At 49.3% G+C, this 26,307-nt stretch carries 17 protein-coding genes and 2 pseudogenes; 5 read left to right on the top strand and 14 right to left on the bottom strand.

The features are described 5' to 3' along the window. A pseudogene (locus AD949_RS14465) lies at positions 1 to 262 on the bottom strand (IS630 family transposase); the annotation flags it as partial. A gap of 81 nt (positions 263 to 343) precedes the next feature. Between AD949_RS14465 and AD949_RS02240 the strand changes: the two are divergent. Next, positions 344 to 1,593, top strand: a pseudogene (locus AD949_RS02240) (IS701 family transposase). Between the two features lie 55 nt (positions 1,594 to 1,648). Further along, positions 1,649 to 1,999: a hypothetical protein gene (locus AD949_RS02235; protein WP_141325397.1), complete on the top strand. Its 351-nt coding sequence runs from the start codon at positions 1,649 to 1,651 to the stop codon at positions 1,997 to 1,999. Here AD949_RS02235 and AD949_RS02230 read toward each other — a convergent pair. The 9 genes from AD949_RS02230 to AD949_RS02195 form a co-directional block, all read right to left on the bottom strand. After that, a complete protein-coding gene (locus AD949_RS02230) occupies positions 1,979 to 2,467 on the bottom strand; it encodes an HPP family protein (protein WP_048834945.1) in 489 nt (162 codons plus the stop codon). The two genes, AD949_RS02235 and AD949_RS02230, sit on opposite strands and share 21 nt — an antisense overlap. 52 nt (positions 2,468 to 2,519) lie before the next feature. Beyond that, complete coding sequence (locus AD949_RS02225; protein ID WP_048834946.1) at positions 2,520 to 3,368, bottom strand: peptidylprolyl isomerase; 849 nt, start codon at positions 3,366 to 3,368, stop codon at positions 2,520 to 2,522. Then, positions 3,355 to 4,059 (bottom strand): respiratory nitrate reductase subunit gamma, encoded by a 705-nt coding sequence (narI, locus tag AD949_RS02220; protein ID WP_082064593.1) that lies wholly within the window; start codon positions 4,057 to 4,059, stop codon positions 3,355 to 3,357. Before narI ends, AD949_RS02225 begins: the two co-directional genes overlap by 14 nt. Next, positions 4,056 to 4,751, bottom strand: a complete 696-nt coding sequence (gene narJ / locus AD949_RS02215) for a nitrate reductase molybdenum cofactor assembly chaperone (protein ID WP_082064606.1) — start codon at positions 4,749 to 4,751, stop codon at positions 4,056 to 4,058. Before narJ ends, narI begins: the two co-directional genes overlap by 4 nt. Before the next feature lie 2 nt (positions 4,752 to 4,753). Continuing rightward, positions 4,754 to 6,307: a nitrate reductase subunit beta gene (gene narH / locus AD949_RS02210; RefSeq protein WP_082064594.1), complete on the bottom strand. Its 1,554-nt coding sequence runs from the start codon at positions 6,305 to 6,307 to the stop codon at positions 4,754 to 4,756. Positions 6,308 to 6,338: 31 nt separating this feature from the next. Beyond that, positions 6,339 to 10,037 (bottom strand): nitrate reductase subunit alpha, encoded by a 3,699-nt coding sequence (locus tag AD949_RS02205; RefSeq protein ID WP_048834949.1) that lies wholly within the window; start codon positions 10,035 to 10,037, stop codon positions 6,339 to 6,341. A gap of 1,273 nt (positions 10,038 to 11,310) precedes the next feature. Next, positions 11,311 to 12,033, bottom strand: coding sequence for a phosphatase PAP2 family protein (locus AD949_RS13640; RefSeq protein WP_096430482.1), 723 nt, complete (start codon positions 12,031 to 12,033; stop codon positions 11,311 to 11,313). Positions 12,034 to 12,197: 164 nt separating this feature from the next. Beyond that, positions 12,198 to 13,250 carry a YncE family protein gene (locus AD949_RS02200; RefSeq protein WP_052944513.1) on the bottom strand — a complete coding sequence of 351 codons (1,053 nt, stop codon included), beginning with the start codon at positions 13,248 to 13,250 and terminating at the stop codon, positions 12,198 to 12,200. A gap of 60 nt (positions 13,251 to 13,310) precedes the next feature. Further along, positions 13,311 to 15,629: a TonB-dependent receptor gene (locus AD949_RS02195; RefSeq protein WP_048834950.1), complete on the bottom strand. Its 2,319-nt coding sequence runs from the start codon at positions 15,627 to 15,629 to the stop codon at positions 13,311 to 13,313. Between the two features lie 958 nt (positions 15,630 to 16,587). Here AD949_RS02195 and AD949_RS02190 point away from each other — a divergent pair. Continuing rightward, a complete protein-coding gene (locus AD949_RS02190) occupies positions 16,588 to 18,180 on the top strand; it encodes a B12-binding domain-containing radical SAM protein (RefSeq protein WP_048834951.1) in 1,593 nt (530 codons plus the stop codon). A gap of 57 nt (positions 18,181 to 18,237) precedes the next feature. On the opposite strand, the gene chrA is transcribed toward AD949_RS02190, so the two are convergent. Together chrA and AD949_RS02180 are read right to left on the bottom strand one after the other, a co-directional pair. Further along, positions 18,238 to 19,419: a chromate efflux transporter gene (gene chrA, locus AD949_RS02185; protein ID WP_048834952.1), complete on the bottom strand. Its 1,182-nt coding sequence runs from the start codon at positions 19,417 to 19,419 to the stop codon at positions 18,238 to 18,240. 287 nt (positions 19,420 to 19,706) lie between these two features. Continuing rightward, positions 19,707 to 20,414: a VIT1/CCC1 transporter family protein gene (locus tag AD949_RS02180; RefSeq protein ID WP_174766775.1), complete on the bottom strand. Its 708-nt coding sequence runs from the start codon at positions 20,412 to 20,414 to the stop codon at positions 19,707 to 19,709. A 180-nt stretch (positions 20,415 to 20,594) separates the two neighbouring features. Here AD949_RS02180 and AD949_RS02175 point away from each other — a divergent pair, with 180 nt between their 5' ends. Continuing rightward, positions 20,595 to 21,182 (top strand): cytochrome b, encoded by a 588-nt coding sequence (locus AD949_RS02175; protein ID WP_244463284.1) that lies wholly within the window; start codon positions 20,595 to 20,597, stop codon positions 21,180 to 21,182. A 114-nt stretch (positions 21,183 to 21,296) separates the two neighbouring features. Here the strand turns inward: AD949_RS02175 and AD949_RS14720 are convergent, their stop codons facing one another. Beyond that, the gene (locus tag AD949_RS14720) at positions 21,297 to 21,560 is read right to left on the bottom strand and encodes an IS3 family transposase (RefSeq protein WP_371277380.1); all 264 of its coding nucleotides are present in this window, start codon (positions 21,558 to 21,560) and stop codon (positions 21,297 to 21,299) included. A 555-nt stretch (positions 21,561 to 22,115) separates the two neighbouring features. Further along, complete coding sequence (locus AD949_RS02165; protein ID WP_048834955.1) at positions 22,116 to 23,123, bottom strand: sulfite exporter TauE/SafE family protein; 1,008 nt, start codon at positions 23,121 to 23,123, stop codon at positions 22,116 to 22,118. Between the two features lie 410 nt (positions 23,124 to 23,533). On the opposite strand from AD949_RS02165, the gene AD949_RS02160 reads away from it, so the two are divergent. Beyond that, on the top strand, positions 23,534 to 26,307 hold a 2,774-nt coding region (locus tag AD949_RS02160), incomplete at its 3' end, for an efflux RND transporter permease subunit (RefSeq protein ID WP_248845775.1).

Raw genomic sequence — 26,307 nt, 5'->3', positions numbered from 1 at the left:
CACGCCTCTTGGGAGTTGCTTGCGCATCAATTCGGCAAACCAGCGCTCCACTTGATTGATACAAGACGTCAAAGTGAGCGTGAAGTGAACAGGCCAATGCTGAAGGCACGCGAGCTATGCCTTGATCGTAAACGTTTTATGAGTGGCTTACTTATCCATCACGATAGTGAAGATGCACGTCATCCAGAATCTCACGGTAGATACATTTCAGGAAATCCAGAAAGCCCGCGACACGGTGACGTTTGTAATATTTTCCGATTACCGTATTATGAGAGGAACTCGTCATACTATTGCTTAGCACTACAGCTGCATTTTGTGTTGAGTTTTGAATCTATAGGTAACCATGATTCAGGATATGATGAGTGGCGGCGCATTTGTTGAAGAGACGCTAGATTTATGGTCGTCCGGGCTTCGGTCCGCCAAGGAGCGGATCGCGCCGTTGTTTACACAGAAGCGTGTTGCGGCTTCTGCGTGCGCCTTTCTTGACGTTCTGATTGGTAATGAACCCCGCAAGACCGAATGGATGCGTGCGGAAGCCGCAGGAGATTCCGGTCCATGGCGGCAACAGGCGCTTCTGGGGCGCGGGCACTGGGATGCTGATGCCCTTCGTGATGTCGTCAGGGAGCACGTGGTCGAGCATTTGGGCACTGAAGATGGTGTACTGGTGATTGATGAGACCGGTTTTCTGAAGAAAGGTTAGTCGTCCTGCGGTGTGGGGCGGCAGTATACGGGATCTGCCGGCAAGATCACGAACGGCCAGATTGGTGTATTTGCCACCTATTTCTCGGCGCGGGGCCATGCCTTTGTTGACCGCGCCCTGTATCTTCCAAAAGACCGGACGTCGAACCGTGAGCGCCTGAAGCAAGCCCACGCTCCCGATGACGTGGTGCTTGCAACCAAACCGGCGTTAGCCTCGATGATGATTGAGCGGAGTCTTGAGGCCGGTGTGCGCTTCCGCTGGGTTGCAGCAGACAGCGTGTATGGTGTTGGCGATGTAGAACGCACGCTTCGCCGGGCAGGAGTTGGATATGTCCTTGGCGTCAGAGGCAATCACTGGTTCGGGTCATGGGCGACAAACCCACTGATTGCAGGAGAAGCCAAAGATATTGCCGCAAATCTGCCAGAGCAGGACTGGCACCGTCTGTCTGCTGGACACGGCACAAAAGGTGAGCGGCTGTATGACTGGGCGTATCTTCCGCATGCCGATCTGGATGCTGAAGAATTTGACTGCCCTATAGCTGAACCATGAACACGTGGCCTGTTGATCCGTCGAAACATCGTCGATGGAGACCTTGCCTATTTTACAACATGGTGTCCGAACGGGACAACCATGCAGGGCCTCGTGAACGTTGAAGGAACGCGCTGGAGGATCGAAGAATGTTTCGAGACGGCCAAAAACGAATTCGGTCTTGATCATAACGAGACCCGCTCATGGCATGGCTGGCATCGACATGTTTCTCTAGTCATGCTTGCTTATGCCGTCATGGCAAGTGTCCGGTATCAGGCAAATTCACAAAAACCGAAAAAATATAACGCAGAACACGATAGTCGTCGTCCGCTGGTCCATACAGGAAATCAGGCGTCTCGTCGTAAAACTATCACAACGTAGACTGCCCGTCGCCCACATCCTCAGATGGTCTGTCTTTCGATGAAAACATCAAGCCAGCGCTATCCGCTCTCACTCACAACACAAAATGCAACTGTAGTGGTAGGCCTTGCCCATGCGGACACTCTTGAAACCCTTCCGCCTGAAGACCTTAGAAACATCAAAATGATGCTGAACCTGTTGGTCACGCAGGAAGCCAGAGACAACAGCGAATGCAAGCAAACGCTCGAACTTGCAAGACTGTCGGCATGGTTTGCGCGTGACGCTCACCAAAAGGGCATGAGTGAAGGGTTACAGAAAGCTCTCCTTTCCCAGCAGGTGACACCTGCCCCCTCAAAGCCTGGCCAGAAAAAATACCCTGACACTCTCCAATTACTTAATCCTTTCGTTTAATATTTTTTGAAATACCTCGGAAATTCCGGTACATACCACTACCCCTCCACATATAATGCTGATAGTCTCAATATCTGTATGAAAACCACCTAAACTTAGTAGCAAAGTTGTGGCTGCTGCCGGTGCATGATTTGCCTTAAAAAAACCCTGCCCTAAAATAGTGAGTGACACCGCCAAAGCACTAGCAGCCATACGATTCCAAGTAATATGATCAATACTCATTGCAACAGGCATTGTGGTAGCGTTAAAAATCCACAATGACACTACGGCAGCCACAATACCAATTGCGTGGCCCACAAGCGTATTCCAGACTCTTGCCGCCTCCTGTTGCGGCGTCATGATATGGATGAAGATAGTCGGCCCCAAACTAGGAAACAGCAGTGGTAAATGGGTTACATAGGCTAGCATGCCCATAACGGCCGCAGTTACCAGAGCAGCAAGTGTTTTAAAAAACAGGTCCGGAAACATGAAAAACTCTCAGGATTATCTGTGAACACCACAGAAGTATTTAGCATTTGACCTATTGGACTTTTTTTCCTGTACAAGCGCCTCCATCAGGCCAGTTACCATTGGACGCTTGGACCGTTGTACCTGCAAACAGATCAAATCCCTTGATACGTGCTTTAGACGCAAGTACGGCTATGTAGTTCTGCACGCCCTGCTTCCAACTCGTGTCTTCAAGAAAAGTTTTTATTTTCTGCTTTTCTTCTTCTTGGCGCACCGGATTCGTCCTCTCTTCAGAAAAGCGCTTTAAGAGTTGCACCATATGCACTCCATATCGTGTCTCTATCAGTTCACTGCAAAATGCGCCGTCTTTCGTTTCTTTCAACGCTTTTCTGAATTCAATCAATAGATCATCTTCCCGCACAACCCCGAGGTCTCCGCCTCGACTAGCTGAGGGACATTCTGAATAGCGTGCCGCAAACTGCTCGAAATCCTGCGGATTGCCCTGTAAATATTCTAAAATTTCCTGCGCTCTTTTCTGAGCAGCATCTAATGAACCTGGCAGAGACTTATCGGCATAGATAAGAATATGCCGTATATGCATAGCGGGTTCTTCGGACTGAGCGTGATTGGACGCATACCACCTCTCAAGCTCACTCTCTGTTGGTGTTGGCACTTTAACTGCCTGCTCAAGAAGAGCCTGTATGACTGTCTCTTCGTCTGAAAAATCTATATTTTCTGTTGGAAACGTCTTTCGTGCCTCGTCCAGAAGCAGTGTTTTTATAACCAGAGCACGCACAGCTTCCTGCCATTGAGCCTGAACAGAGGCTGCTTTATGGAATGGCATTTCCGCTTGCACAGCGTGATCTCGAATTTCTGTATCATTCACAAAAATAGACATAGTTTCTTGCTCAGGTCTCATCATTGGCGACGTGTCTATTCTGACGTACAATCTGCCAACCCGGCCGGAAAATATACCAGATCGGTGCTGAAATGACATGCACCAGACGCGTGAAGGGTGTCAGCAAAAACAGCGTCATTCCAGTGACCAGATGGAGCTTATAAATCCACGGAATAGGCTTCAGAAGATTTGCAAGATCAGGACGGAATATCAGCACACCACGACACCATTGGCCAAGTATCTCCATAGTGCTTCCGTCTGAGTGCATCATGGAGTGTGGTAGCCCCAAGATACCAAGCCATAACTGCGTATAAACAAACACAAGAATAAAAAGATCGGTTGGACGGCCAGTTGCTTTGACACGGGCATTAAAGAGGCGACGGTAAATCAGTCCACCACCGCCAATTGCAGCAAAAAAAGCAAATATGCTGCCCGCACCAACGGCCAGAAGTTGGTGTGCATGTGCACTCAGCCCCAAAGCTTCCGTGAGTTGTGGCGGTGTCAGAAGCCCAGCAGCGTGGCCCATCATCAATCCCAACACGCCGACGTGGAAACAGTTACTCGCCCACTTCAACGTCCGCCGCTCAAGAAATTCACTAGACTCAGCCCGCCATGAGAACTGGCTTCTATCAAACCGCGCCCAGCACCCGATAACAAATATACCAAGGCAAAAATAAGGATAGATTTGGAATAGAAAATACTCGACCCAATTCATTTTCTACTTCCCACATGGCTGTTATCCGAATTGGCATGACGCATGGTCTGGCATCCCGTCGGTGGCGACGCATTCTCAAACGTAACTGGCTTTTCTTCATAACGAGCATCCAGCGTGGCTGGATCATCCATCATGGCGGTATCTCTTAAATGTGCGTGAACAATTTCCTTGTCTGGCACGCGGCCTGAGGCATTCTGTAAAACCCTGAAAAGACCACTATAAACAGACTGCCTTGCCTGAAGGCGGTCTCTCAGCACAGCAAGAATATCAACAATTTCTGCCAGTAAATCCCGTGTTTTTTCTGGTTCGCAAAGAGATGCGTATTCGAGATAGGCCGGAAGAAAATCCGGCAGCTCATTGCCCTTCATATCAAGCCCCGCTGCTCGATAATCCTCCAGAAGATCGACCATGGCCTGCCCGCGCATGCGAGAATCCCCATGTACATGCTGAAAAAGATAAAGGGATAAGGAAGGAGACATATCAAAAAGCTGTACATACTGGCTCTGTGCGTCCAGAAGCGGCGTAACCCTTAAAAAATCACAAATATCTTCAAAGGCTTTTTTCTCTTCTACTGTAAGATCTGAAGATGAAACAAGCGTTCCAAGTTCTGAACTCTCTTGCTTTATGAGTTCGTCCGGATAGCGCAGCAAAATCGCACTGATCTGGCACAAAAATAAAAGAGGATGCGACACGGTCATCCTCCTTTGCCTGTATGCCGACGAATTTCTGGCCGCGAGCCTTGCTGCCCCCATAAGCTAAAGCGACTTTTTCCAGAGGTCGTCATCTGATTAAAATGAAAACCTGCAATACCCCGTTGATGGTAAGGGTCTTCCGCATCTTCTTTATGAGCGGTTGGCACAACAAAACGGTCTTCGTAATTGGCAATTGCCAGAAGCCGATACATATCCTGAATCTGCTGTTCTGAAAGGCCTGTTGTTTGCAGCAAAGTGGTATCGCGCACATTTTCAATCTGGAAGCGGCGCATATAGGCACGCAACGCCAGAAGGCAATTGAGTGCAGCTTTAACGGGCACTTCGTCTCCGGCTGTCAGCATATTTGCAAGATACTGCACTGGAATGCGCAGACTATTTATGTCTGGAATACCGTTCAGAGTTTCCAGACTGCCCGCAGACGCAGCCTCCTGAATGGGAGACAGTGGCGGGATATACCAGACCATCGGGAGCGTCCGATACTCTGGATGCAGTGGAAAAGCGATCTTCCACTCCTTAATCATGCGATAGACTGGCGAGCGTTGGGCGGCCTCAATCCATGCTTCAGATATTCCGTCCCGGCGGGCCTGCTCAATTACGGCTGGATCGTGTGGATTAAGAAAGAGGTCAAGCTGCTCCTGATAAGCGTCTTCCGGATTTTTAGTGGCAGCTGCGGTCTCAATCTTATCGGCATCATACAGCATCACACCCAGATAGCGGATACGACCAACGCAGGTTTCAGAGCAGACTGTAGGTTGTCCGCTTTCTATACGCGGGTAACAGAAAACGCATTTTTCTGATTTTCCGGTATGCCAGTTATAATAAATTTTCTTATACGGACAGCCGCTAACGCACATACGCCAGCCACGACATTTCTCCTGATCCACCAGAACAATGCCGTCTTCTTCGCGTTTATAAATAGAACCAGAGGGACAGGAAGCCACGCACGTCGGGTTTAAACAATGTTCACATAGCCGCGGCAGGAACATCAGAAAACTGTTTTCAAACTGGCCGTAGATTTCTTTTTCTATATTCCGGAAGTTATAATCTCTCGAACGTTGTTTAAATTCCGTCCCCAAAGACTCCTCCCAGTTGGGTCCTTTTTCAATCTTGTCCATAACCTGCCCGGTAATACGGGAATAGGGCCTGACAGATGTAACAACCTGCTCACTTTTCTCGTTCTGCAAAGCAGCATAATCAAAATCAAAGGGTTCGTAATAATCATCAAGTTGCGGAAGATTTGGATTGGCAAATATCTTTGAAAGGATTCGCCATTTTCCGCCAATTTTTGGCCGGAGAGACTCTCCCTTCCCCAGTTGCCAGCCGCCATGCCACAACTCCTGATTTTCCCACTGCTGTGGAAAACCCACACCCGGCTTGCTTTCAACGTTGTTGAACCATGCATATTCAACACCATCACGATTGGTCCAGACCTGTTTGCATGTCACGCTACAGGTGTGACACCCGATACATTTATCGAGGTTAAGGACCTTACCTATCTGTGCACGTATCTTCACGTTCAATGACCTATAATGCATGGAAAAATTGGTAAGATTGTAAAAACCAGCATTACCCGAGCCTCTTGTCGTCGGTATCGAACCAGTTCACTTCATTCATCTTGCGCAGGAAGATGAATTCATCACGATTGGATCCAACCGGCCCGTAATAATTGAACGACCATGAAAGATGCGCGTATCCGCCAACCATATGTGTTGGTTTCATGACGACACGTGTCACGGAATTATGAATACCTGCGCGCTTTCCGGTAATTTCACTTCCCGGCACATTCGCTGTCCTTTCTGCCGCGTGATACATGAATGCAGCCCCTGACGGGATACGCTGACTGACCACAGCCCGCGCCACAAGTGTCCCGTTGCGGTTGAAAGCTTCCACCCAGTCATTATCAACAATTTCCAGTCTTTCGGCATCTTTTTCGCTAATCCAAACGACGGGTCCACCACGACCAAGTGTCAGCATGATCAGGTTTTCAGCATAAGTACTGTGAATCCCCCACTTCTGATGTGGGGTTAAAAAATTAAGGGAAATAACCGGATTTCCGTTATCATGAGCAGAACCCAGCGCTTCTGGCGTCGAGTATGTCTCAATAGGCGGCTTGTAAGTAGCAAATGTTTCACCAAAATCGCGTAACCACGGGTGATCCTGATAAAACTGGAGACGCCCCGTCAACGTGCGCCACGGTACATATTCATGCACATTCAGCCAGTTGGCCGTGTAGGCTTCCTGTGTAGAAGAAACGCCGCTCCATACAGGCGAGTTAATGACCTGACGTGGCTGGATCACGATATCTGCAAAGGTAACGCGGTCCCCTTCTCGGCCACCCAGTCGATGAGAAAGATCTCGCCCTGTTTTTTCCGACAGCGACTTCCAGCTTCGTGCAGAAACAGCGCCATTCGTTTCAGGTGCCAGAATAAGAACTGTCTCAACCGCGTCCGTATCTTTAAACAGAGATGAGCGCTCGGGATATTTACGCGATACAGAGGGATGTGTCTGCTTAAGTTCCTGCACTTCTTCCGTTGTGTCCCACTGTAGCCCGTGGTCCGCATTTCCTTTATTTTCCAGAACTGGCCCCAAAGTAATATAGCGGTCGTAGACCTCATCATAACGGCGCGTCACCACGGCGATCTGGGGCATTGTCTTTCCCGGAACATGGCCACCCTGATCCGCCTGCCAGTCCAGACCTCCATAGGGCTGTGCTAACTCGGCGGGTGTGTCTTTTTGCAATGGAGACAGCACAACATCTGTTTCCTCAGCAAGATGCCCCTGTGCCAAGCGCTGGAACGCTTCAGCCAGACCCCGGAAAATGCTCCAGTCTGTTCTGGCTTCCCATGCTGGATCTACCGCGGCCTGAAGCGGATGGATAAACGTGTGCATGTCTGACGTATTCAGGTCTGATTTTTCATACCATGTTGCCGTCGGCAACACGACATCACTGAACATTGCCGTGGTGCTCATCCGAAAATCAATCGTCGTTAACAGGTCCAGTTTTCCTTCCGGTGCCTGCTCATGCCATTTTGCAAATTCTGGTCTTTGTTCACTATCTTCATTCATGACATTGCTCGGTGCGCCGAGCAGATGTTTCATGAAGTATTCATGTCCTTTTCCACTGGCGCCTAGCAGGTTTGAGCGCCACACAAACATATTACGCGGCCAGTTTTCTGGTGCATCCGGGTCTTCACACGCCAGTGTAGCGCTGCCGGAAAGAAGGGCTTCCTTGACATAAGAGGCCGGGTCCTGCCCGCTTTCTCTGGCGGTCTTCCCGAGGCTTAGAGGATTAACAGCCAGTTGCGGAGCGCTCGGCAGCCACCCCATCCGTTCAGCCGCAATATTACAGTCGAGCACGGTTCGCGGCCATTTTACGGCAGATGCGAGAGGCGAAAGCTGGGCCTGCGGCGTCACCTGCTCATAACGCCATTGGTCCGTATGCGCGTAAAAGAAGCTGGTGCCATTCATGCGGCGCGGCGGCCCGCCCCAATCCCCAGCAAAGGCGACAGGCCCCCACCCTGCAGATGGACGCAGTTTTTCCTGACCAACATAATGCGCCCAGCCACCACCATTCTGCCCGATACACCCACACAGCATAAGCATGTTCAGAATGGCGCGGTACGTCATGTCCATGTTGTACCAATGGTTCAGGCCCGCTCCCAGAATCACCATGGAACGTCCTTGCGTGGCCTCGGCATTGCGGGCAAAGCCGCGCGCCACAGCCAGACATCTATCCCGTGGAACACCCGTAATGGCTTCCTGCCATGCGGGAGTGCCGGGCACATTGCTCTCATAATCAGGCCATTCAGCCCGGTCAGCAGACAGACCGTAATGCGCCACCATCAGATCAAAAACAGTAGCGCACTGAAGTTTTTCCCCTGTTTTAAGGGTTATGCTTCTTACCGGCACATTCCGGGCATGAACAGGCTCCGCTTCATTCAGGCCAAAGCGCCCGTCTCCGCCAAAATAGGGGAACAGCACTGTTGCCTTCTCACCGCTCTCAGCCAGAGAAAGGGCAGGTGTTAAGGGCGCACCAGTTACCGCGTCAAAGGGTTCGAGATTCCACTTTCCTTCCTTTTCCCACCGGAAACCGGCAGAGCCACGCGGCATTGCCGGGCAGGACTGCGCATGGTCCCAGACCAGTGGTTTCCAATCCGCTTCTGTTGTCTGGTAGCGTTCATCCGCGAGATCTGCTGCTCGCAAAAGCCTTCCGGGTTTTTGTCCGTTAGCGGCGGATTCTAAGATGACCAGAAATGGGAGGTCTGTGTAACGGGTTGCGTAATCCTGAAAATAAGGAACCTGACGCTCCAGATAAAACTCGCGCAGGATGACGTGCGCCATAGCCAGCGCCAACGCGGAATCGGTGCCTTGCCGGGGATGGAGCCATAAATCAGCAAATTTTGCGACTTCAACGTAATCTGGTGCAATTACAACACTTTTTGCACCGCGATACCGGGCTTCTGTATAAAAATGTGCATCTGGTGTGCGGGTCATGGAGACATTGGAGCCCCAGACTAGCAGATAACCCGAGTTGTACCAGTCGAGACTCTCAGGAACATCTGTCTGGTCACCAAATGTCTGGGGAGATGCCGGAGGAAGGTCACAATACCAGTCATAAAAAGAGAGACAGGTGCCACCAAGAAGACTCAGATACCGAGTACCTGCCGCGTAACTCAGCATAGACATGGCTGGAATGGGAGAAAAACCAACCAGCCTGTCCGGCCCCCATTTTTTTATTGTATGGATATTAGCGGCAGCAATAAGCTCGTTCGCCTCCTCCCATGAAACCCGAACAAAGCCCCCTAGTCCGCGCTGTGCCTGATAGCTTTTGCGACTTACAGGATCATTCTGAATCGCGCCCCATGCTGTAACGGCATCAAGAGCTTTACGTTTTTCACGCCATAGCTCCACCAGTCGTTTACGCACCAGAGGATAGCGGATGCGATTACTGCTATACAGATACCATGAATAACTCGCTCCACGGGGGCAGCCGCGTGGTTCATGGTTGGGCATATCCGGGCGGGTACGCGGGTAGTCAGTCTGCTGTGTTTCCCATGTTACCAGACCGCTTTTGACGTAAATCTTCCAGCTACAGCTACCCGTACAGTTTACACCATGGGTTGAGCGGACAATTTTTTCACTTTCCCACCGGGAGCGATAGACATCCTCCCATGCACGGCTTTCATCGGTGTTGACACCGTGACCATTTGCAAACTTGCCGTGGTATTTTTTAAAAAAAAGCAGTCTGTCAATCAACTGGCTCATGGCAAGTCCAAACCCCGATAGATCACCGCACGCGGAAAAGGTATATTGCCCATACCCTTTTATCCACACCATGACTTACATCAATTAAAATAAAACACTCTAAAAATAAAAAAATCTTTATCTCGAATTAATATAACGGAACCGATATATAAACACTCTTAGAGCGTTGTTGCCACGGATAGGCTTACGTACCAGACTTAAAGACGACGCAAACGTTATGCCAGCCATTACCTGATACGGAACCGCTTCCAGTCATCGAAACAAGCTCATAGTCCCAAGAAGTTAATTCGAGAACAACGGATACCTCTACGGCGTATTATCAAAGGGGCTCAGCATTCAAAGTTTTGACAAAACTCTCCGTCACCGCATTATCCCAGCAGTTTCCCTCTCTGTTTATGGATACGATAAAACCATGGACAAACAGGCGGTGCCGGCCTCCTCTGAACAATACTGACTGCCAAGATCAGCATAATACACACATCCTGTCAGGGTTGATGCAAGACAATAGCTCGCTTCAACGCCCTTACAACAAGATCAGCTATCACATGAACAACGAAGTTCCATTTAACAATCCGCCGTGAAAACTGGTCAAAGACCACAGGCAGATAACCCCAGCCTTCACGTGTCCAGACCGATGGTATGTCCGCCACTCATTTCTGGTTGACGACTGTTGCGGAGAAATCCCGGCCCGGCAAGTCAGGTTCAATAACATGACTGCGAGTGTTGTTGATCGTCACCTTAAACCATCGTGCTCTGACAACACGACTGTCATTCTCACGCAATAACGCTATATAATCCGTTGCGTCAGTGACCACAGTGCATGCTTCTGTTCATCGCGGATCCATTCCTTCAATCTCGAAGAGCGCAATACCCAGATCCTGAGCAATACGCTCATGTGACAGACTGCGGGTCAAAGCTAAAATTACCGCTTCGTATCTGAGCTCAGCCTTGCAAACTCGTCCTATTCCACGTCTCCTTTATGACCACCGTCAGTCCCAAAGGTCCGGAACTAAACTGTGACACCTTCAGACTGTGCCAGCAGCGACAAAAACCGACAGCATGGATGACGCCGCCACTCCACACACGCAGCACCACGGAGAGGCGTCGGTATTCTCCGGTCCGCCTCCGCAGCAGCTTAAACCCCATACTGTGGCTCTACGCGCTACCTTTCTTCCTTTCGTCCTGCACTAAATTGCTCCAGAGCCTCGTTGTCTCAATAAAACCCTAGGCAATTCAGAATATTATCAACAACGCTCTATCATAGCGCGCCTATTCAAGAGCCCTTGACGTGAGCCTCTTTGAGTTCATCTCGTGCTGCCGCGAATTGTTGCAAAAATCGTGGATTGGCCATCAATCGCGTCGCAACATATGTGCCCAATACATGGCTTGCTTCGGTATCTGACGGATAATGTACACCACAAACCTTCCGACTCTCGGCGTAATCAGACGCACGATCAAGAATGGTCTGAGATTGTCCCGGTAAAAGCCGCGCAAGAATATACCCCGTCGAATAACTCAATGTCGAATGGCCACTGGGATAAGAACGATAAGGGTGCGCTGTGGATGAGCCATCACAGCGGGGCATAGAAGGATCAACAGCCCACGGACGTTTACGATGAAAATGCTCTTTAAAGACGTCAGCTGATGCATCACCTTCATTCTGAACCATTTTGAGAAGAGACCATGTTTTTGGGAAATTCTTCAATTTAAATCCCAAAATACCATCAAACAAAGAAGGATCTTCATGGTCATTATCCACCTTCGCCTGTGCAAGACGCTCTGGTGAACTTGCATTGATAAGCGTGTGAAGATCAATAAGTTCGGACTTCGTACCTGGTGAGTTGTCGTCAAGTGGTGCTGGCAGGAGCAGCGATGACTGGACGTCAGTTGGCTGTAAATACTGGAAATGATGTTCTGCTCCCTGAGCCAGCGGGATTACGCCTACACACAACCCAAAACAAAGGCTGAGGCAGATTTTCATTTTATTAGTTTTCATTGGGTTACCACCTAATTTTATACAACGACTGAGAAAACATAAAATTTTTACAAAACTTGAGTGTCAACAAAGTCCGTATCCAAACTGAAAAAATTATTGCGGAGATTTGGCCCGTTGGCACAAAGCTTGCTCCTTCTTTCTTAATCGCAGCATATTTTTATGCTTCAGTTCTGTTTGTCTGGATTAATGATAAGAACATGAAAGCTTCCCGGAATCATCGGAGGATGCTTTATGCCCGGAGCCTGAACAAAACGAGCGCTCGGAAGATAAAGTTCACCAGTCCGGGAATCCATGGCACCAGTCCGTGTTCCAATCTCGGTGGGGATACGCTTCAGGACAGCAGGTACGGAAGCGAGAGAAATTTCGTCGAGTTCTCCATTTCCGCCACAAGGAATATAGGCACGCCGGCGTTGCGCATCGAGAATCACCGCATCTGGCTTAGTACCGATATCGAGCAGGCCAAGTTGTTTCCGGTTCCCAGCCGAGATGATTGCAGCCTTCCCGTTAGCGCAAGCCGAAATGAGACGATCGGAAGCCGCATCATAGGCAAGTCCGCTCGGTCCAGTACATCCGGACAGGGCAATCGCCTCTTCTACTCTCATCTCACGTGTATCGACGATCTCGATTTCGTTCATGTTCTCATTGTTGACAAAAAGAATTCCATTTTTACCAAGAGCTGGAAACTCCAACCCCGGCTTGAGAACGATAGTTGCCATGACCTTGCGAGAGGCGAGATCAATGACTGATACCGTTCCGCCCTTGGCATTCATGACGTAAGCAATATTGCGGTCCGCATCGATAGCTGCGCCATCAGGGTCCACTCCAACCGAAATCTGGCCTGTTTGATGGCCACTTTTTTTATCAAGGAAGCGAACGGTGGAATCATCACCACTTGTCACCAGAAGATCTGAACTCCGCGGAAGGGAGAGAACAGCATGGCCATGAGCAATCTGCCCGAGACTTATTGGGGCAGACGCATTTTTCGTATTATAATCCGTTATCGACGAACCACGGGCGATATAGAGATGCGCGGTTGTTTCATCAAAAGTAGCATAGTCATAGCGCCCATCCGGACCGGGCAAATGCGTGATGTTTTCTTTTACAGCCTCAGATGAACTAACCTGAGGCTGAGGCTGTTCTGGCAAGCTTGCAGCACTCCCCGGCTCTGCCATTGCCAAGAGAAGCAGAGCAACGAATAACCTTAAAAGCATGGTCATATTTTTCTTTCGTTATATCTGGACAAGAAAGTGAATATCTGTTTTTGCAAGAATGTTGCGTCAGAACCCGATGGGAACAGAAATCGATCCAAAGAAACCACGTCCGGGCTGGGTGTTCCAAAGCGTCACACCTTCGGCTGTTGTTCCAGAATAAGAAAAGATTTTTTTACTATCGGCCAGATTTGTGACACTGAGCTGGAACTTAACAGGGGGAACAAAACGGTTTTTACTGTGAACCGTATACCCAATCGACACATCAAGCTGATTGAACGGATCCAGCCCGTTCTGCGCGATACCCTTGTTGTTGACCAAACCGGCTCTTGCGCCGATCCATTTATCGATGACGGAGGCATACAATCCATCACGCTCATAAATGACACCACCTGCTGCTGTAGCGTCCGGCGCATTGGCGATAGGAGCACCGGTTCCCTGAGTCTTTGACTGATTAAGGCTGCCATTGGCAAACACCGTAAAACCAGAACCAATATGATAAGACGCTTCTCCTTCAATACCGTAGTAATTGACCCCGCCCTGATTATAATAGACAGACATCGGACCATAACCGGGGATGTTTTGGACGGCACTGGTTACGAAATTGCTGAAATTGATATAATAAACGTCAGCCGACAGAGTAAAACGACGACTCTGCCACGCCGTACCGATCTGATAGTTCATGGTGTTTTCCGGGCTGACCTTATTGGCTGCCGGATTCGGCGTATAAAAATACGCAGCATCAGGTGCCAAAAACCCACGTGCAATCTGCAAGTACGCCGACCAGTTTGGATTGACCATATAATGCACATTCAGTGACGGCATAGGCGCGCCGTATGTCTGGCTATAGGCAAGCGGCGTACCCGTTTTCTGATTGATCGGCGCATTGATTTGGCGATCCATAAGAGCGTATTTGAAGCCCGGTGAAATCTCTAAATTCGGCAACGGTCGGAATGTTACCTGCACATAGGGTTGTGCGCTAAAGTTTTCCAACGTCATGAGCCGATTGAGAGGCATCGCCGCATTGGTGAAAGCACCAGTTGACCAATTAATATTGCCCTGTTGACGAGTATCGGTCTGATGTTCCAGCCAGAAACCAACATCAAGCTTCGCCAGACCAAAATCACGCTTCAGCGCGAATGTATCACCCCATGCGCGATAGTCCTGTCGCATCGCTTGGCCATATTCACAACCCGGACCTGAATTATAGGTCATCTTGTTCCCATACGTTCCACCGCAGGCAACTGGGTGTCCTTTGGCATCAAGCGGCGCAGTCTCGTGATACTGCGCCTGCGTGGTGCCATTGACGTCATTCTCGTTGTAACCATGATGATAATAAGCGTAGGTATAAACTTTATTCTCGATGCTCCAACCACCACCGAGATCGGAATTCAGGCCAATATAAGCCATATCAGTCTGAATGGTATCCATGTTATATTTATAATAATTTTGCGAATTTGGATTATTCGATAACCCATAATCCGGCCCGTACTTGGCAATCTGCTCTTTAGTCACACCCGGCGGTACGTATTGAACCAGATTATTGTACATTCCCATAAAAGTCAGGGTCGTGTGGTCATTGATCGGCTGGATCCACTTTCCGTAGAAGTTATAACGCTTCTGACCAGAATAAGTGAGATAGCCGTCACTTTGCACACCACCACCATCAAAGACGAACGATGCGTTATTTAGCTTCTGCATGCGGCCGCTGTTGAATTCACCACCATAGGTGTAGGTATTCCAAGCGCCCATGCTCCCATATGCTGCAACAGAACGCTGCTGAGACGGTGCCTTGCCACCAACCGCAATGGTGCCTCCAAACGTCGCATAGCCTAAAGTGCTGGCATTGCCCGGGCCACGATCGACGCTGATATCACCAAGATCATGCGCGGTGTAATAAGCGGTAGTATGGTGCGTAAAATTATTGCCATCCGCAAAGGGAATACCGTCAAACAGAACATTATACTGCCCGTCTGAAAAACCACGGACTGAGACTTTATTTTCAGCAAGACCGGGTCCATTCGCTCCAATGGTCATAACACTGGGAGAAAGCGCAACCATTGTATCATAGCCGCCAGAAGGCGGGATATTGTTCTCAATAAAATGCTGACTGATAACCGATGTCGGCTGAAAAGCACTTAGGGGTGCCTTAGTCGGAGCCTGATAGGCCGCGGAATCAACCTGCTTATGGCCACTCACCATAATCGTTTCACGATTGACCGGTAAAGTATGAACGTTCGCGTTACCAGCAGGAACTGTTTTGCGTTCAATGGCACCATGCGTGGTGGAATCAGCTTTCGACTTCTTCTTTGCTTTCATCGGCTTGTTTTCCACACCCCCCGCCAATGGAATAGTCGCTGCGGTTGCCTGCGCGGCGCCAAAAACCATAACCGCACAAATCAATATAGGGCGTGTCCACTTACTGTATCTTGCGCTTCCGCGCTTATCGGCCAGATCACTAACGGAAAAAACGGGATACACTTACACCCCTCCAAATAGACGCCGCATATACCGCTGCACGGCCATTCCGTAGCGATCACGACATTTTTGGATTTCTATCATGTTGTCGGAGAGAATTTTGTGACGTTACGATTGTAACTTTATGTCAGTTTTATTAATATATTACTATATAGTTTTAGTTTTTTAAATTAATCCCAATAAACATGGTAGAACCTTAGTTTATATATTTTACATAAAAGTTAATAATTCGTAGTTTTCGCTACAATTTCAATTTTTACGTTATCGCAAACGATGCAGACCTGAGCGCCGCGCTCTCTACATCTCATCAGGATAGCTGATAACATTTTCGCAATCATGTTGCCAGAGGCAATCAGATCACCGCATAGTCTGAAAAACCAACCTCTTTTAACGAATTTGAAATCATAACCCTTTGATATTATTGTCCGTGAAAACATTAAAATAGAGGTTTTCGAAACCTCAATCTACTATTTTGAGAATTTTAGAGCATTCATCGTCAGCCTAATGGCACTCATGACAGGACCTAGCACGTTCACCCCTGAACGTGCTCTATACGCCTCTGCATTGGTTTTCTGGCCAGATTTTCTGATCGATCTCGAAGACGTAAAATTTTTAATATATATATTTCATTTTTATAACAAAAATATTAATAAATCCCAACATTCATACAACCCATTGCTTTTTACGAAATATACTATATTTTATTTTTTTTCGATAGAGTAAATAAAAATATATTTATTTTTAGAAAGTTTGCAATATATCGTTTCAACACAAGCTTTTATTCTCTATCTCGCCATGACTCTTCATACAGAATGGAAGAGCCTCTATTTTAACCCACTCTGTTTCTGAAACAACGGACCTCTGCACGATGCTAGATACCTGCAAGGTACTAATGGTTTTCCCGCTCTTCAATGCTAACTCGTTCTGGAATTATCAGGAAACCTGCAATCTAACAGACGCACGCTATCCTGCTGCCCCTCTCGGTCTCATTACAGTTGCTGCACTTCTCCCTAAAAATTGGGAAATCCGACTGATTAACCGTAATACGGAACAGTTGGACGACTCAGATTTTGCATGGGCTGATCTTATAATGACTGGTGGTATGCTGCCACAACGTCATGACACCCTCCACGTTATTGACATGTGTCTTGCTTTTGGAAAGCCGGTCGTGGTTGGTGGCCCCGATGTTACCTCCAGCCCACATCTTTATAGTACAGCTAATTTTCAGGTTTTAGGTGAAGCCGAAGAAATCATGATCGACTTCATCTCGGCATGGCGCGACGGTGACAGATACGGTGTGTTCAAAGCGCCTATGGGCAAGACAGATGTCACAAAAAGCCCGCTACCTCGCTTTGATTTATTGAAGTTAGATCAATATCTGCATGTTGGCATCCAGTTTTCACGTGGGTGCCCGTTTAGTTGTGAATTCTGTGATATTATTGAACTCTACGGCCGAGTGCCACGCACCAAGACCAATACACAGGTTATAGCCGAACTTGATGCCCTCTACACCCTTGGGTACCGTGGGCATGTAGATTTTGTTGATGATAACCTCATTGGTAACAAAAAGGCGCTCAAGAAATTCTTGCCTGACCTTAAGCGCTGGCAGGATACAAAGAACTTTCCGTTTGAATTCTCAACCGAAGCTTCAATTAATCTAGCAGATGACCCGGAACTTCTTCAAAGTCTTTCAGAAACAAACTTTTTTGCCATATTCGTCGGCATAGAAAGTCCGGATACAGTTTCCCTCATACTCATGCAAAAAAAACAAAATACAAGGCGCAGTTTGCAGCAGAGTATTGAGACGATTCACAAAGCAGGAATTTTTGTTAACGCTGGCTTTATCGTCGGTTTTGATAGCGAAAAAAACAGTGTAGCCGACGGCATGATAGAATGTATCGAAGACACATCGATCCCAGTCTGCATGGTCGGCCTGCTTTATGCCCTGCCTACCACACAGCTGACACGCCGACTATTAGCCGAAGGACGCCTTTTTTCCGGCGATGAAGAGACTCAATCGGGCGATCAATGCACTGCCGGCCTTAACTTTGAGACAAAACGCCCACGCCGTGACGTGCTGCACGATTACAGAACAGTACTCGCAACAATCTATGATCCAGTCGCTTATTTCGGCCGTGTCCGAAGACTTGGCCGGATGCTCAAGCGCCAACGCGCGCATCGCATGATAAAGGGCGATCTGCGCAGCTTTATCCGGCTGCTTTTCCGTATTCATCGCGCTGGCTCCGGCACCAGCAGTCAATTCTGGCGCATGATGCTGGACGGTGCCCTTCATAACCCCAAAGCATTGCCTTATATGGTCATGACAAGCGCGTTGTACTTGCATCTTGGACCCTTTTCGCGGCAGGTCATTGCTATAATTGACCGCGAGATAGCAGATGTAGATCAGGGCCGCTGGCACCCACCGCCAATCATGCAACCTGCTGACGCGGAGGCTGGGTAAGACCAGACTCCCATCGGGATGGGGTTCCAATCGGAATGCGTTCATATTGAATGACGCTTAAGATGTTATCAAGGCAACCACTGCTCCGGCAATGACGACGATCCATGGTGGCATTTTCCAGAATACCAGTGCAAGGAAAGCCACAATTCCGATTCCAAAATCTCGCGACCCTGTAATTCCGCTTGTCCATACCGGTGTATAGAGCGCAGCCAGAAGCAAACCGACGACAGCAGCGTTCACGCCCCGTAATGCAGCTTGCACGCTAGCCTGTCGACGTAATGTATCCCAGAACGGAAGGATACCGACAAGCAGGAGAAATGATGGAAGATAGATCGCAATAAGGCAGATTAAACCCCCTGAGATACCGTTGGGGGCTGAACCTGTGACCGTTCCTAAATACGCTGCGAACGTGAATAATGGCCCTGGAACTGCCTGCGCAACGCCGTATCCGGCAAGGAAGGTATCATTATCGATCCACCCTGATGGTATTACCGCCCTTTGCAGCAGTGGCAAAGCAACATGACCACCACCGAAAACAAGGTATCCCGAACGGTAGAACGCATTGATGAGTTGCAGAAGATGGCTTCCTGTAGCGGCCATCACGGGCAATGCAACCGCGAGCACAATAAAGGCCATTAGGGAAACAAACGCACTGGTACGACTAATAGGACAGGAAAGACGCCCTTTTGGCTGGGGAGTGATGCCCGAAAGGCAACACCAGCCAATAGCGCCGCCAAGAACAATCGCTCCGATCTGCCCCAAAGCTGATGGAAAAGTAAAGGCAAGCACCGCCGCGCCAACGCACAGGCTGGCGCGGGTGCGGTCTGGACAAAGCGTTCGTGCCATATTCCATACGGCCTGAGCGACGACAGCAACCGCTACGATTTTTAGCCCATGTAGCCATGGCGCATGCGTAATATCCCGGACTTTCGTGACACCATAGCCAAACGCTATAAGCGCGAGCGCTGATGGAATACTGAAACCGAACCATGCCGCGATACCACCCGGCAACCCCGCACGCAGGATGCCGACGCTGACCGCAACCTGACTGCTGGCGGGACCGGGTAGAAACTGACACAACGCGACAATATCCGCATAAGCGGCCTCATCCAGCCATTGACGCCGAGCAACAATGGCATCACGGAAATAACCAAGATGAGCGGCCGGACCGCCAAAGGACGTCAGGCCAAGGTGCAGGAAGACGAGAAGGACTTCGTATACCGAACCCTGTCTTATCATAGTCTCGGTATTTCTGTCGTCTGGCTTGATCGGTATCATGGCTCAGCACAGTTCATGAAATATTCCCGCCAGCAAACACCGGGCGGCGCCAGATTCATGAGTCGCCGTGATAAGAAAATAAAAATAGGCCAAAAAATCGTAATTTATCATAAAATGATATATTCTCCCATTCCTTTCACTATCTTTACTTAGTGAATTTACTCCGCTGCAGGTTGTGCCTAAGATTATAGGTGTTCAAACAATCCTGAAAAATATCATAAATAATAAACAATTTTCTGGATACCACGTTACACGCCGAATAGGTGACCGATCCCACTGGTCATAACCATCGCAACAATGCCCCAGAACGTCACACGTAGGGCCGGGCGCAGAGGAGGAGCGCCACCAGCAACAGCACCAACAATACCCAGAATGGCAAGAACCATAATGGACGTTAGCGAAACACTCCAAGATACCCATGTTTCAGGGGCCAAAACGGCTGCCAGAACGGGCAGCACAGCCCCTGACGAAAAGGCAGAGGCCGAAGCAAATGCTGCCTGAACAGGGCGAGCAGCCGTGGCCTCTGAAAGCCCCAATTCGTCCTTGGCATGGGCACCAAGGGCATCGTGCTGCATGAGTGCGATGGCAACCTTGTGAGAAAGATCTTCATCCAGCCCGCGTTTCTGGTAGATCCCGGCGAGTTCGGCCACTTCTCCATCCCAGTCTGCGGCCAGTTCCTGTTTTTCACGGGATATGTCAGCCTGTTCCGAATCACGTTGAGAACTAACCGAAACATACTCCCCGGCCGCCATGGACAATGCGCCGGCTACGAGCGCGGACAGTCCTGCGATAAGGATACTGCCGCGTGTGGCGTGAGAACTAGCAACCCCGACGATGAGACTTCCAGTCGACAATGTTCCGTCATTAGCACCAAGCACGGCTGCGCGCAGCCAACCGAGTTTCTCAACGGCATGACGTTCGGCGAGAGGATGAAGTCGCGACACAAGACAATCCATTACCAATCAGATTGTGCAAATCTAGCCATTAAATCCGCAACTGACAACAAACAATTTATTCTAATATTACAAGTTTTTTCAATGAAATTTATTATTTTATACGCTGATTCGTTCAGGCTCCTGTCAGGTTACTCATGCTACCGGTGAAGAGTTTAGTCATTTTAATTAAGGAGGATACGCGTGCCTAAAGCGATACCGGATATCACGCATACCCTGCGCTATGACAGGCCGACAATCATCCTGCATTGGGCAACTGCCTTTCTGGTGCTCTTGCTGTTTACTCTTGGCGAAAGTTGGAGCTGGCCTCCAAAACCCGTCCATCATTTAATGATCATTTCACATCTAACAGTCGGCATCCTGCTGACACCCCTCATAATATCCCGTATTATCTGGCGTGTGACGAAAGGCCGACATCTGTCAAATCCCCTTCAATCACTGGACCGTTTCTTTGCTCTGGGCGCGGAATATACGCTCTATATGCTACTTGTGGTCGAAATCGTGCTGGGTTACCTCTGGCGATGGGGAGCCGGAAAGGCCATGAGCTTTTTCGGCCTTCTGCTTCCATCGCCGTTTGTTCGTTTCCCGACCCCACTTCTCCATTGGATTCAGGACATACATCACTGGAACGCATGGTTAATTGTCGTGATTGCCAGCGGCCATGGCATGGCAGCTATTTTTCATCATATCATTTTAAAAGACGAGATTTTAGAACGTATGCTACCGCGAAAAAGTTCGCCCCCAAAGCCACTGCCCACACAAAAGCCGTAGGGTTGTACTTTTTTCCTGAATTTAGCATGGAGGTACCTATAGCAAAGCGATTTGCTGCAACTGTCCTGTCAGCCTGCCTATCGGGCGTATCATTATTTACTTCCGGGCCATGGTTTATATGCTAAGAGGCGTTGCACTCATAATCCAGAGAGTGTTTCGATTGAGTGCGGAATGCACCCACTGCGAATTATAAAAATCGTTGACGTAGAATGTGATGGCCGGCTCGACCTCCTGAAACGTCATCCATACCTGTCGACACAGGAGTGCAGTTTTCAGGGTCTCAAAGAAACTCTTTGTGATATCCAAGTAGTTTTCCCGTCTTCTTATGAACACGATAAAGCCATAAGCAGAGGAAAACCTTTGAACAATACAGACCATCGCGATCGACATGATGTACGACCCTCTTGGCAACTGAGGCAAGGCAGAGACCCGTTCCAACGCCACTATGGCAAGATCTGCTGTCATGCAGGCGTCGAGAGTCCATCCGGTCATCTGTCGTGACAACAGATCAAGGATCACAGGCAGATAAACCCGGTCTTCCTGCCTCCAGATGTCTATGATGTCTTCTGCCTATTTCTGGTTCATAGCTGTTGTGGAGGAATTCTGTCCCAACAGGTTGGGTTCAATAGCATGACTGTGAGCGCTGTTGGCGGCCACTTTGAACCGTCGCGCTCTGACAATACAAATATCACTCTCTCATTAGACGTCTGAAAATCCAATACCCATATCCTGAGCAATACGCTCACGCGAAAGATCGGTCATCAGAACTAAAACGGGACACAGATCATGTGTGGGACATGGCATCTGACTGGCAAAATTAATAGACATTAATCAAAACCTACATATAACGTCGTGAGAAAATAGAAAAATTATACTCAGAAAAACACGATGATGGTCGCGCTTACCACCAATAAGTCCATAATGAAAATCACTTTAGATACGAGCAAAATGCGATAACTTCTTCATATGGGTGATATATAAGCCACGGGCTGAGGAAATATGAAGAATTGATCCTGATGACAAATATGTTTGCGAAGAAACATTGGCCGAAACGTTTTGGCGTTTCAAGCTGTGACGTATTTCCAGTTCCGTCGGACTTTCGACTTCAAATGATAGCTGGTGTTGCCGCCAGTCCAGAGCAACTTCCATCTGACCGGTCGTGCGAGCATAGTGAAGTTCTACGTGATTTTGTACGGCAATCTGGTGTGTTGCCAAAACCATCATTGCAACACCAGCAACTGCTGCAGCACCATGCCCCACCTGTCGGAACAGGTGATCTGGAATATGGTGCAGCCATGCCTTCATAATGAAAGAAGATACCAAGGCGGCGACAGCCACAGCAAGACCTGCGATAATAGTCGTTTGATTGATCAACCCATAAAACGTATAAAGTGCCACTTTCACAAGGTGTAGCAGGACATCATTGGCGGCGCGCGTTGCAACGATCTCTTCTTTGCGCAAACCCAGACGGTGATAAAAGCCGTTAAACAACAAGCCAACAGCACCGGTAAACCCTGAGATAAAACCAGCTAATATGCCTATGACCGGCAACCATGTTAGTCTGTCTGATCTCGGCAGCTTATTGTCCGCTTTGCGACGGCGGAGCATAAGCGGGAGATTACCGATCAGGAAAAGGCCGAGAAAAAAATCCAGACAGGCTGGTTGGATATGCTTCAGGAGGAGAACCCCTCCCCATGCTGATGGAAGTGCCAACGGCACAAACCGCAGTACGACCTTCCAGCGGATGGCTTTGAAAAAGAGGACAATGCGTGACAGGGAACTGACCGCTGTGCCGATTGAGAGGGCCACAGGCACATGGTCGGCTGAGAGCAGCAGCCCTAGCAGAGGCATCACGATTAACCCAGCGCCTCCACCCGAAACGGCGCTCAGGGCGAACGCAGCTGTTGAGACCACGAACAGGGCCACAAATCCAAACACCATATCAGACGTCTTCCAAACCGTTGCGTGCGCGCATCCTGTCCACCACCATTATGTTCGAGGCATGTCCAATAAACGAGGAGAAAAGATCATCTTCCTTTCAAAAATTCCTTAACCCACAAGAAAAACATGACAATCCCAACAAATATTCGAGGAAACATAGCTTTCTGCTTTTATAAAGTGAGAATCTTAGGGGCAGATGGCTTTATCTGCCGTAAATATAGTGTGTATCGGCCTTCAAGAAACGGCCTAATCAGTTAATAATTCCCAACCTTTGCCGCTTTGCCTTGCGCCTTTATCAGAGTTCAATAACGGTGACGGACCGATCCCTGCGAGGATCTTCATCATGCTGAATTGAAACACCCTCCAGAATGACGGATTGGTTCATATCCAGGCCGGTTACGACAACTCTCTTGACCCTCTCCCTTTGCCTCTTCGGCATCATGGGATATCTCTTGCTTCCAGTATCAGATTTACCAAATATCGACTTTCCGGTAATTCAGGTACAGACCCTTCAGCCCGGTGGAACCCCGGAGCAAATTGCCAGTTCGATTGCGGAACCCCTCGAACGTCATCTCGGCACCATCGCCGGCCTTCAGGAAATGACATCCCAATCCAGCAATGGCATGCTTCGTGTCACGCTTCAATTTGCGCTATCGCGCGATATCAATGGCGCAGCCCGCGATGTATCAGCAGCTATTCAGGCCGCACGCGCAGACCTGCCCAAGACACTTCGGCAGAACCCGACCTATTCTAAAGCGAACCCGAACGATCCTCCCGCGCTGATCCTTGCGTTAACATCGGACACCCGACCGCTGCCGGTGCTTTATGATCAGGCTACCAATAGCCTACTACCGCGCCTTGCGCAGATTCATGGCGTGGGTCTCGTGCAAATCAGCGGCAGTGCTCTGCCCGCGGTGCGCGTCGAGATCAATCCGCTGATATTGTATAAATACGGACTTGGTTTCGAAGATGTCCGCGCTGCACTGGCTGCTGCCAACGCGCACACACCGAAAGGCTCTATTGATACCGATGGCCAACGATTTCAGATATCAACCAATGACCAAGTACATCGCGCTGTAGATTACAAGAAGTTGGTTATCGCTTGGCGCAACGGTCGCCCTCTCCACCTTACTGACGTCGCCAACGTTCTTGATGGTGTGGAAGATGTTCGTAACGCCGGTTATTACAACGGCAAACCCGCTATTATTGCGCAAGTTTATATGCAGGCTGGCGCTAACGCTGTTGCGGCAATAGACCAGTTCCATCGCGACTACGCGTCCATTCAAAACACCCTCACGCCCGACACGAATCTCGCCATTGTTATGGACCGTTCAGACGTCATTCGGGCCTCTCTTGCGGACACCCGCCTGACACTCGGTATCTCCATTGTCCTTGTGATCGCGATCGTGCTGTTATTCCTCGGTTCTCCCCATATTGTCGTGGTTCCTGCCGTCGTCATTCCCGCCTCTCTTCTCGGGGCGCTTGGCTTTCTGTGGCTGTTTGGCTATGGCCTCGACAATATGTCCCTTATGGCTTTGACAATTGCGACCGGCTTTGTCGTGGATGATGCCATCGTAGTTGCGGAAAATATTGCCCGTTATACTGAGAAAGGCTTCCCACCAATGGAAGCGGCAAGACGCGGGGCTCAAGAAGTACGGTTTACCATCATCTCAATCACCGCATCTCTCATCGTTGTTTTTTTACCAATTCTGCTGATGGGAGGGTTAATCGGCCGTCTGTTCCATGAATTTGCGATCACCGTCACGTTGACTCTGTGCGTTTCGGCATTTTTATCACTCAGCCTTACCCCCATGCTCTGTGCCAGACTGGAAGTACGTGCACCTAAAACGGCCCTGACACGCATGCTGGAACGGTGGCATGACCATGTACTGCACGCCTATCAACGTACTCTGGAGGTCGCCTTAAGCCATCCGGTGATGGTTCTCCTCTCCCTTCCACTCTCACTTGGCCTGACAGTGGTGCTCTATCACGACCTACCTCAAGGGCTGTTTCCGGACGAGGACACCGGAATGCTTCTCGGCCGCGTCATGGGGAATGAGACAATTTCATTTCAAGCCATGGTTCGTGATATGAAAACTGTTCAAGGCCTCCTCATGCAGGATCCTGATGTCGCTGGGGTTGCAGGGTTTCTAGGCGGACGCGGATCATCCAACCAAGGTAATATCTTTATCCGCCTTACGGATAAAGCTGTGCGGCACGATACCGTGGCGACAACCATCACACGACTGAGACAACGAGCCCACATCTTGAAAGATGCACGTTTTTTCGCGCTTCAACGTGGCGCTATCCGAATTGGTGCCCGCCCGAGCAACGCCGCCTATCAATATAGCCTTCAAGGCAATAATCCGCTGGAACTTTACACCTATACGCAGCGCCTCGTCACGCAGTTAAGCCGGGGAAAAACGCTGATGGATGTGTCATCAGACGTCCTTCTGGGGGGAGACAGCATGGACGTGCGTATTATCCGTGATGCAGCAGCGCGAGTGCAGATCACCCCTCAACTGGTCAGTAACGTTCTCTATGATGCTTATGGACAAAGGGCGGCATCTGTCATCTACAATCCCCTTAATCAGTATCGTGTCATCATGGAAGTAGCACCCCGTTTCTGGCAATCACCACAGTCACTTGTACAGACGTGGGTCAGTACTTCAGGGGGAAGTGCAGGCGGGGCATCCCAGTCCAATCTCATTAGGGTTCGACAAGCAAAAACAACGATAATGCCACATGATACCAGTCAACAGAGTATGGCTAATCAAATTGCAAACAGCCTTGCTGGAGGCTCTTCCGCATCATCCGGATCAGCTATTTCGACCGCACATGAAACCATGATTCCTCTCTCTGTGGTGGCAACGCGGAAAATGAACAAAACAGCACTTGCCGTTAATCATGCAGGCCAAGCCATCGCCACGACAATTTCTTTCAATCTTCCACCCAACGTCTCTTTGAACCAAGCCATGAGTACGATTGATCATGTCGTTACCGAAGTCCACCTCCCCGCCTCTATTCAGGGCGCCTACGCCGGCAACGCAGCACAATTGCGCAATTCTGCCAGCAGCCAGCCTGTATTGATTGGCGGGGCTATTCTGGGAATCTATATCATTCTGGGCATATTGTATGAAAGTTTTGTCCAGCCGGTTACCGTGCTGTCCACGTTGCCGTCGGC

This window comes from Acetobacter orleanensis (genome assembly GCF_001581005.1).
Classification (GTDB): domain Bacteria; phylum Pseudomonadota; class Alphaproteobacteria; order Acetobacterales; family Acetobacteraceae; genus Acetobacter; species Acetobacter orleanensis.
This window is presented reverse-complemented; position numbering and strand designations above follow the sequence as displayed.

Excerpts from the sequence above, each read along its gene's own strand:
- AD949_RS14720 (WP_371277380.1), bottom strand. The coding sequence starts at position 21,560 with ATGGTCTGTATTGTTCAAAGGTTTTCCTCTGCTTATGGCTTTATCGTG.
- AD949_RS13640 (WP_096430482.1), bottom strand. The coding sequence starts at position 12,033 with ATGAAAACTAATAAAATGAAAATCTGCCTCAGCCTTTGTTTTGGGTTG.
- AD949_RS02225 (WP_048834946.1), bottom strand. The coding sequence starts at position 3,368 with ATGATGAGACCTGAGCAAGAAACTATGTCTATTTTTGTGAATGATACA.
- AD949_RS02230 (WP_048834945.1), bottom strand. The coding sequence starts at position 2,467 with ATGTTTCCGGACCTGTTTTTTAAAACACTTGCTGCTCTGGTAACTGCG.
- narH (WP_082064594.1), bottom strand. The coding sequence starts at position 6,307 with ATGCATTATAGGTCATTGAACGTGAAGATACGTGCACAGATAGGTAAG.
- AD949_RS02200 (WP_052944513.1), bottom strand. The coding sequence starts at position 13,250 with ATGACCATGCTTTTAAGGTTATTCGTTGCTCTGCTTCTCTTGGCAATG.
- AD949_RS02180 (WP_174766775.1), bottom strand. The coding sequence starts at position 20,414 with ATGGATTGTCTTGTGTCGCGACTTCATCCTCTCGCCGAACGTCATGCC.
- AD949_RS02235 (WP_141325397.1), top strand. The coding sequence starts at position 1,649 with ATGAAAACATCAAGCCAGCGCTATCCGCTCTCACTCACAACACAAAAT.
- AD949_RS02165 (WP_048834955.1), bottom strand. The coding sequence starts at position 23,123 with ATGGTGTTTGGATTTGTGGCCCTGTTCGTGGTCTCAACAGCTGCGTTC.
- AD949_RS02195 (WP_048834950.1), bottom strand. The coding sequence starts at position 15,629 with ATGGTTTTTGGCGCCGCGCAGGCAACCGCAGCGACTATTCCATTGGCG.
- AD949_RS02205 (WP_048834949.1), bottom strand. The coding sequence starts at position 10,037 with ATGAGCCAGTTGATTGACAGACTGCTTTTTTTTAAAAAATACCACGGC.
- AD949_RS02190 (WP_048834951.1), top strand. The coding sequence starts at position 16,588 with ATGCTAGATACCTGCAAGGTACTAATGGTTTTCCCGCTCTTCAATGCT.
- narI (WP_082064593.1), bottom strand. The coding sequence starts at position 4,059 with ATGAATTGGGTCGAGTATTTTCTATTCCAAATCTATCCTTATTTTTGC.
- chrA (WP_048834952.1), bottom strand. The coding sequence starts at position 19,419 with ATGATAAGACAGGGTTCGGTATACGAAGTCCTTCTCGTCTTCCTGCAC.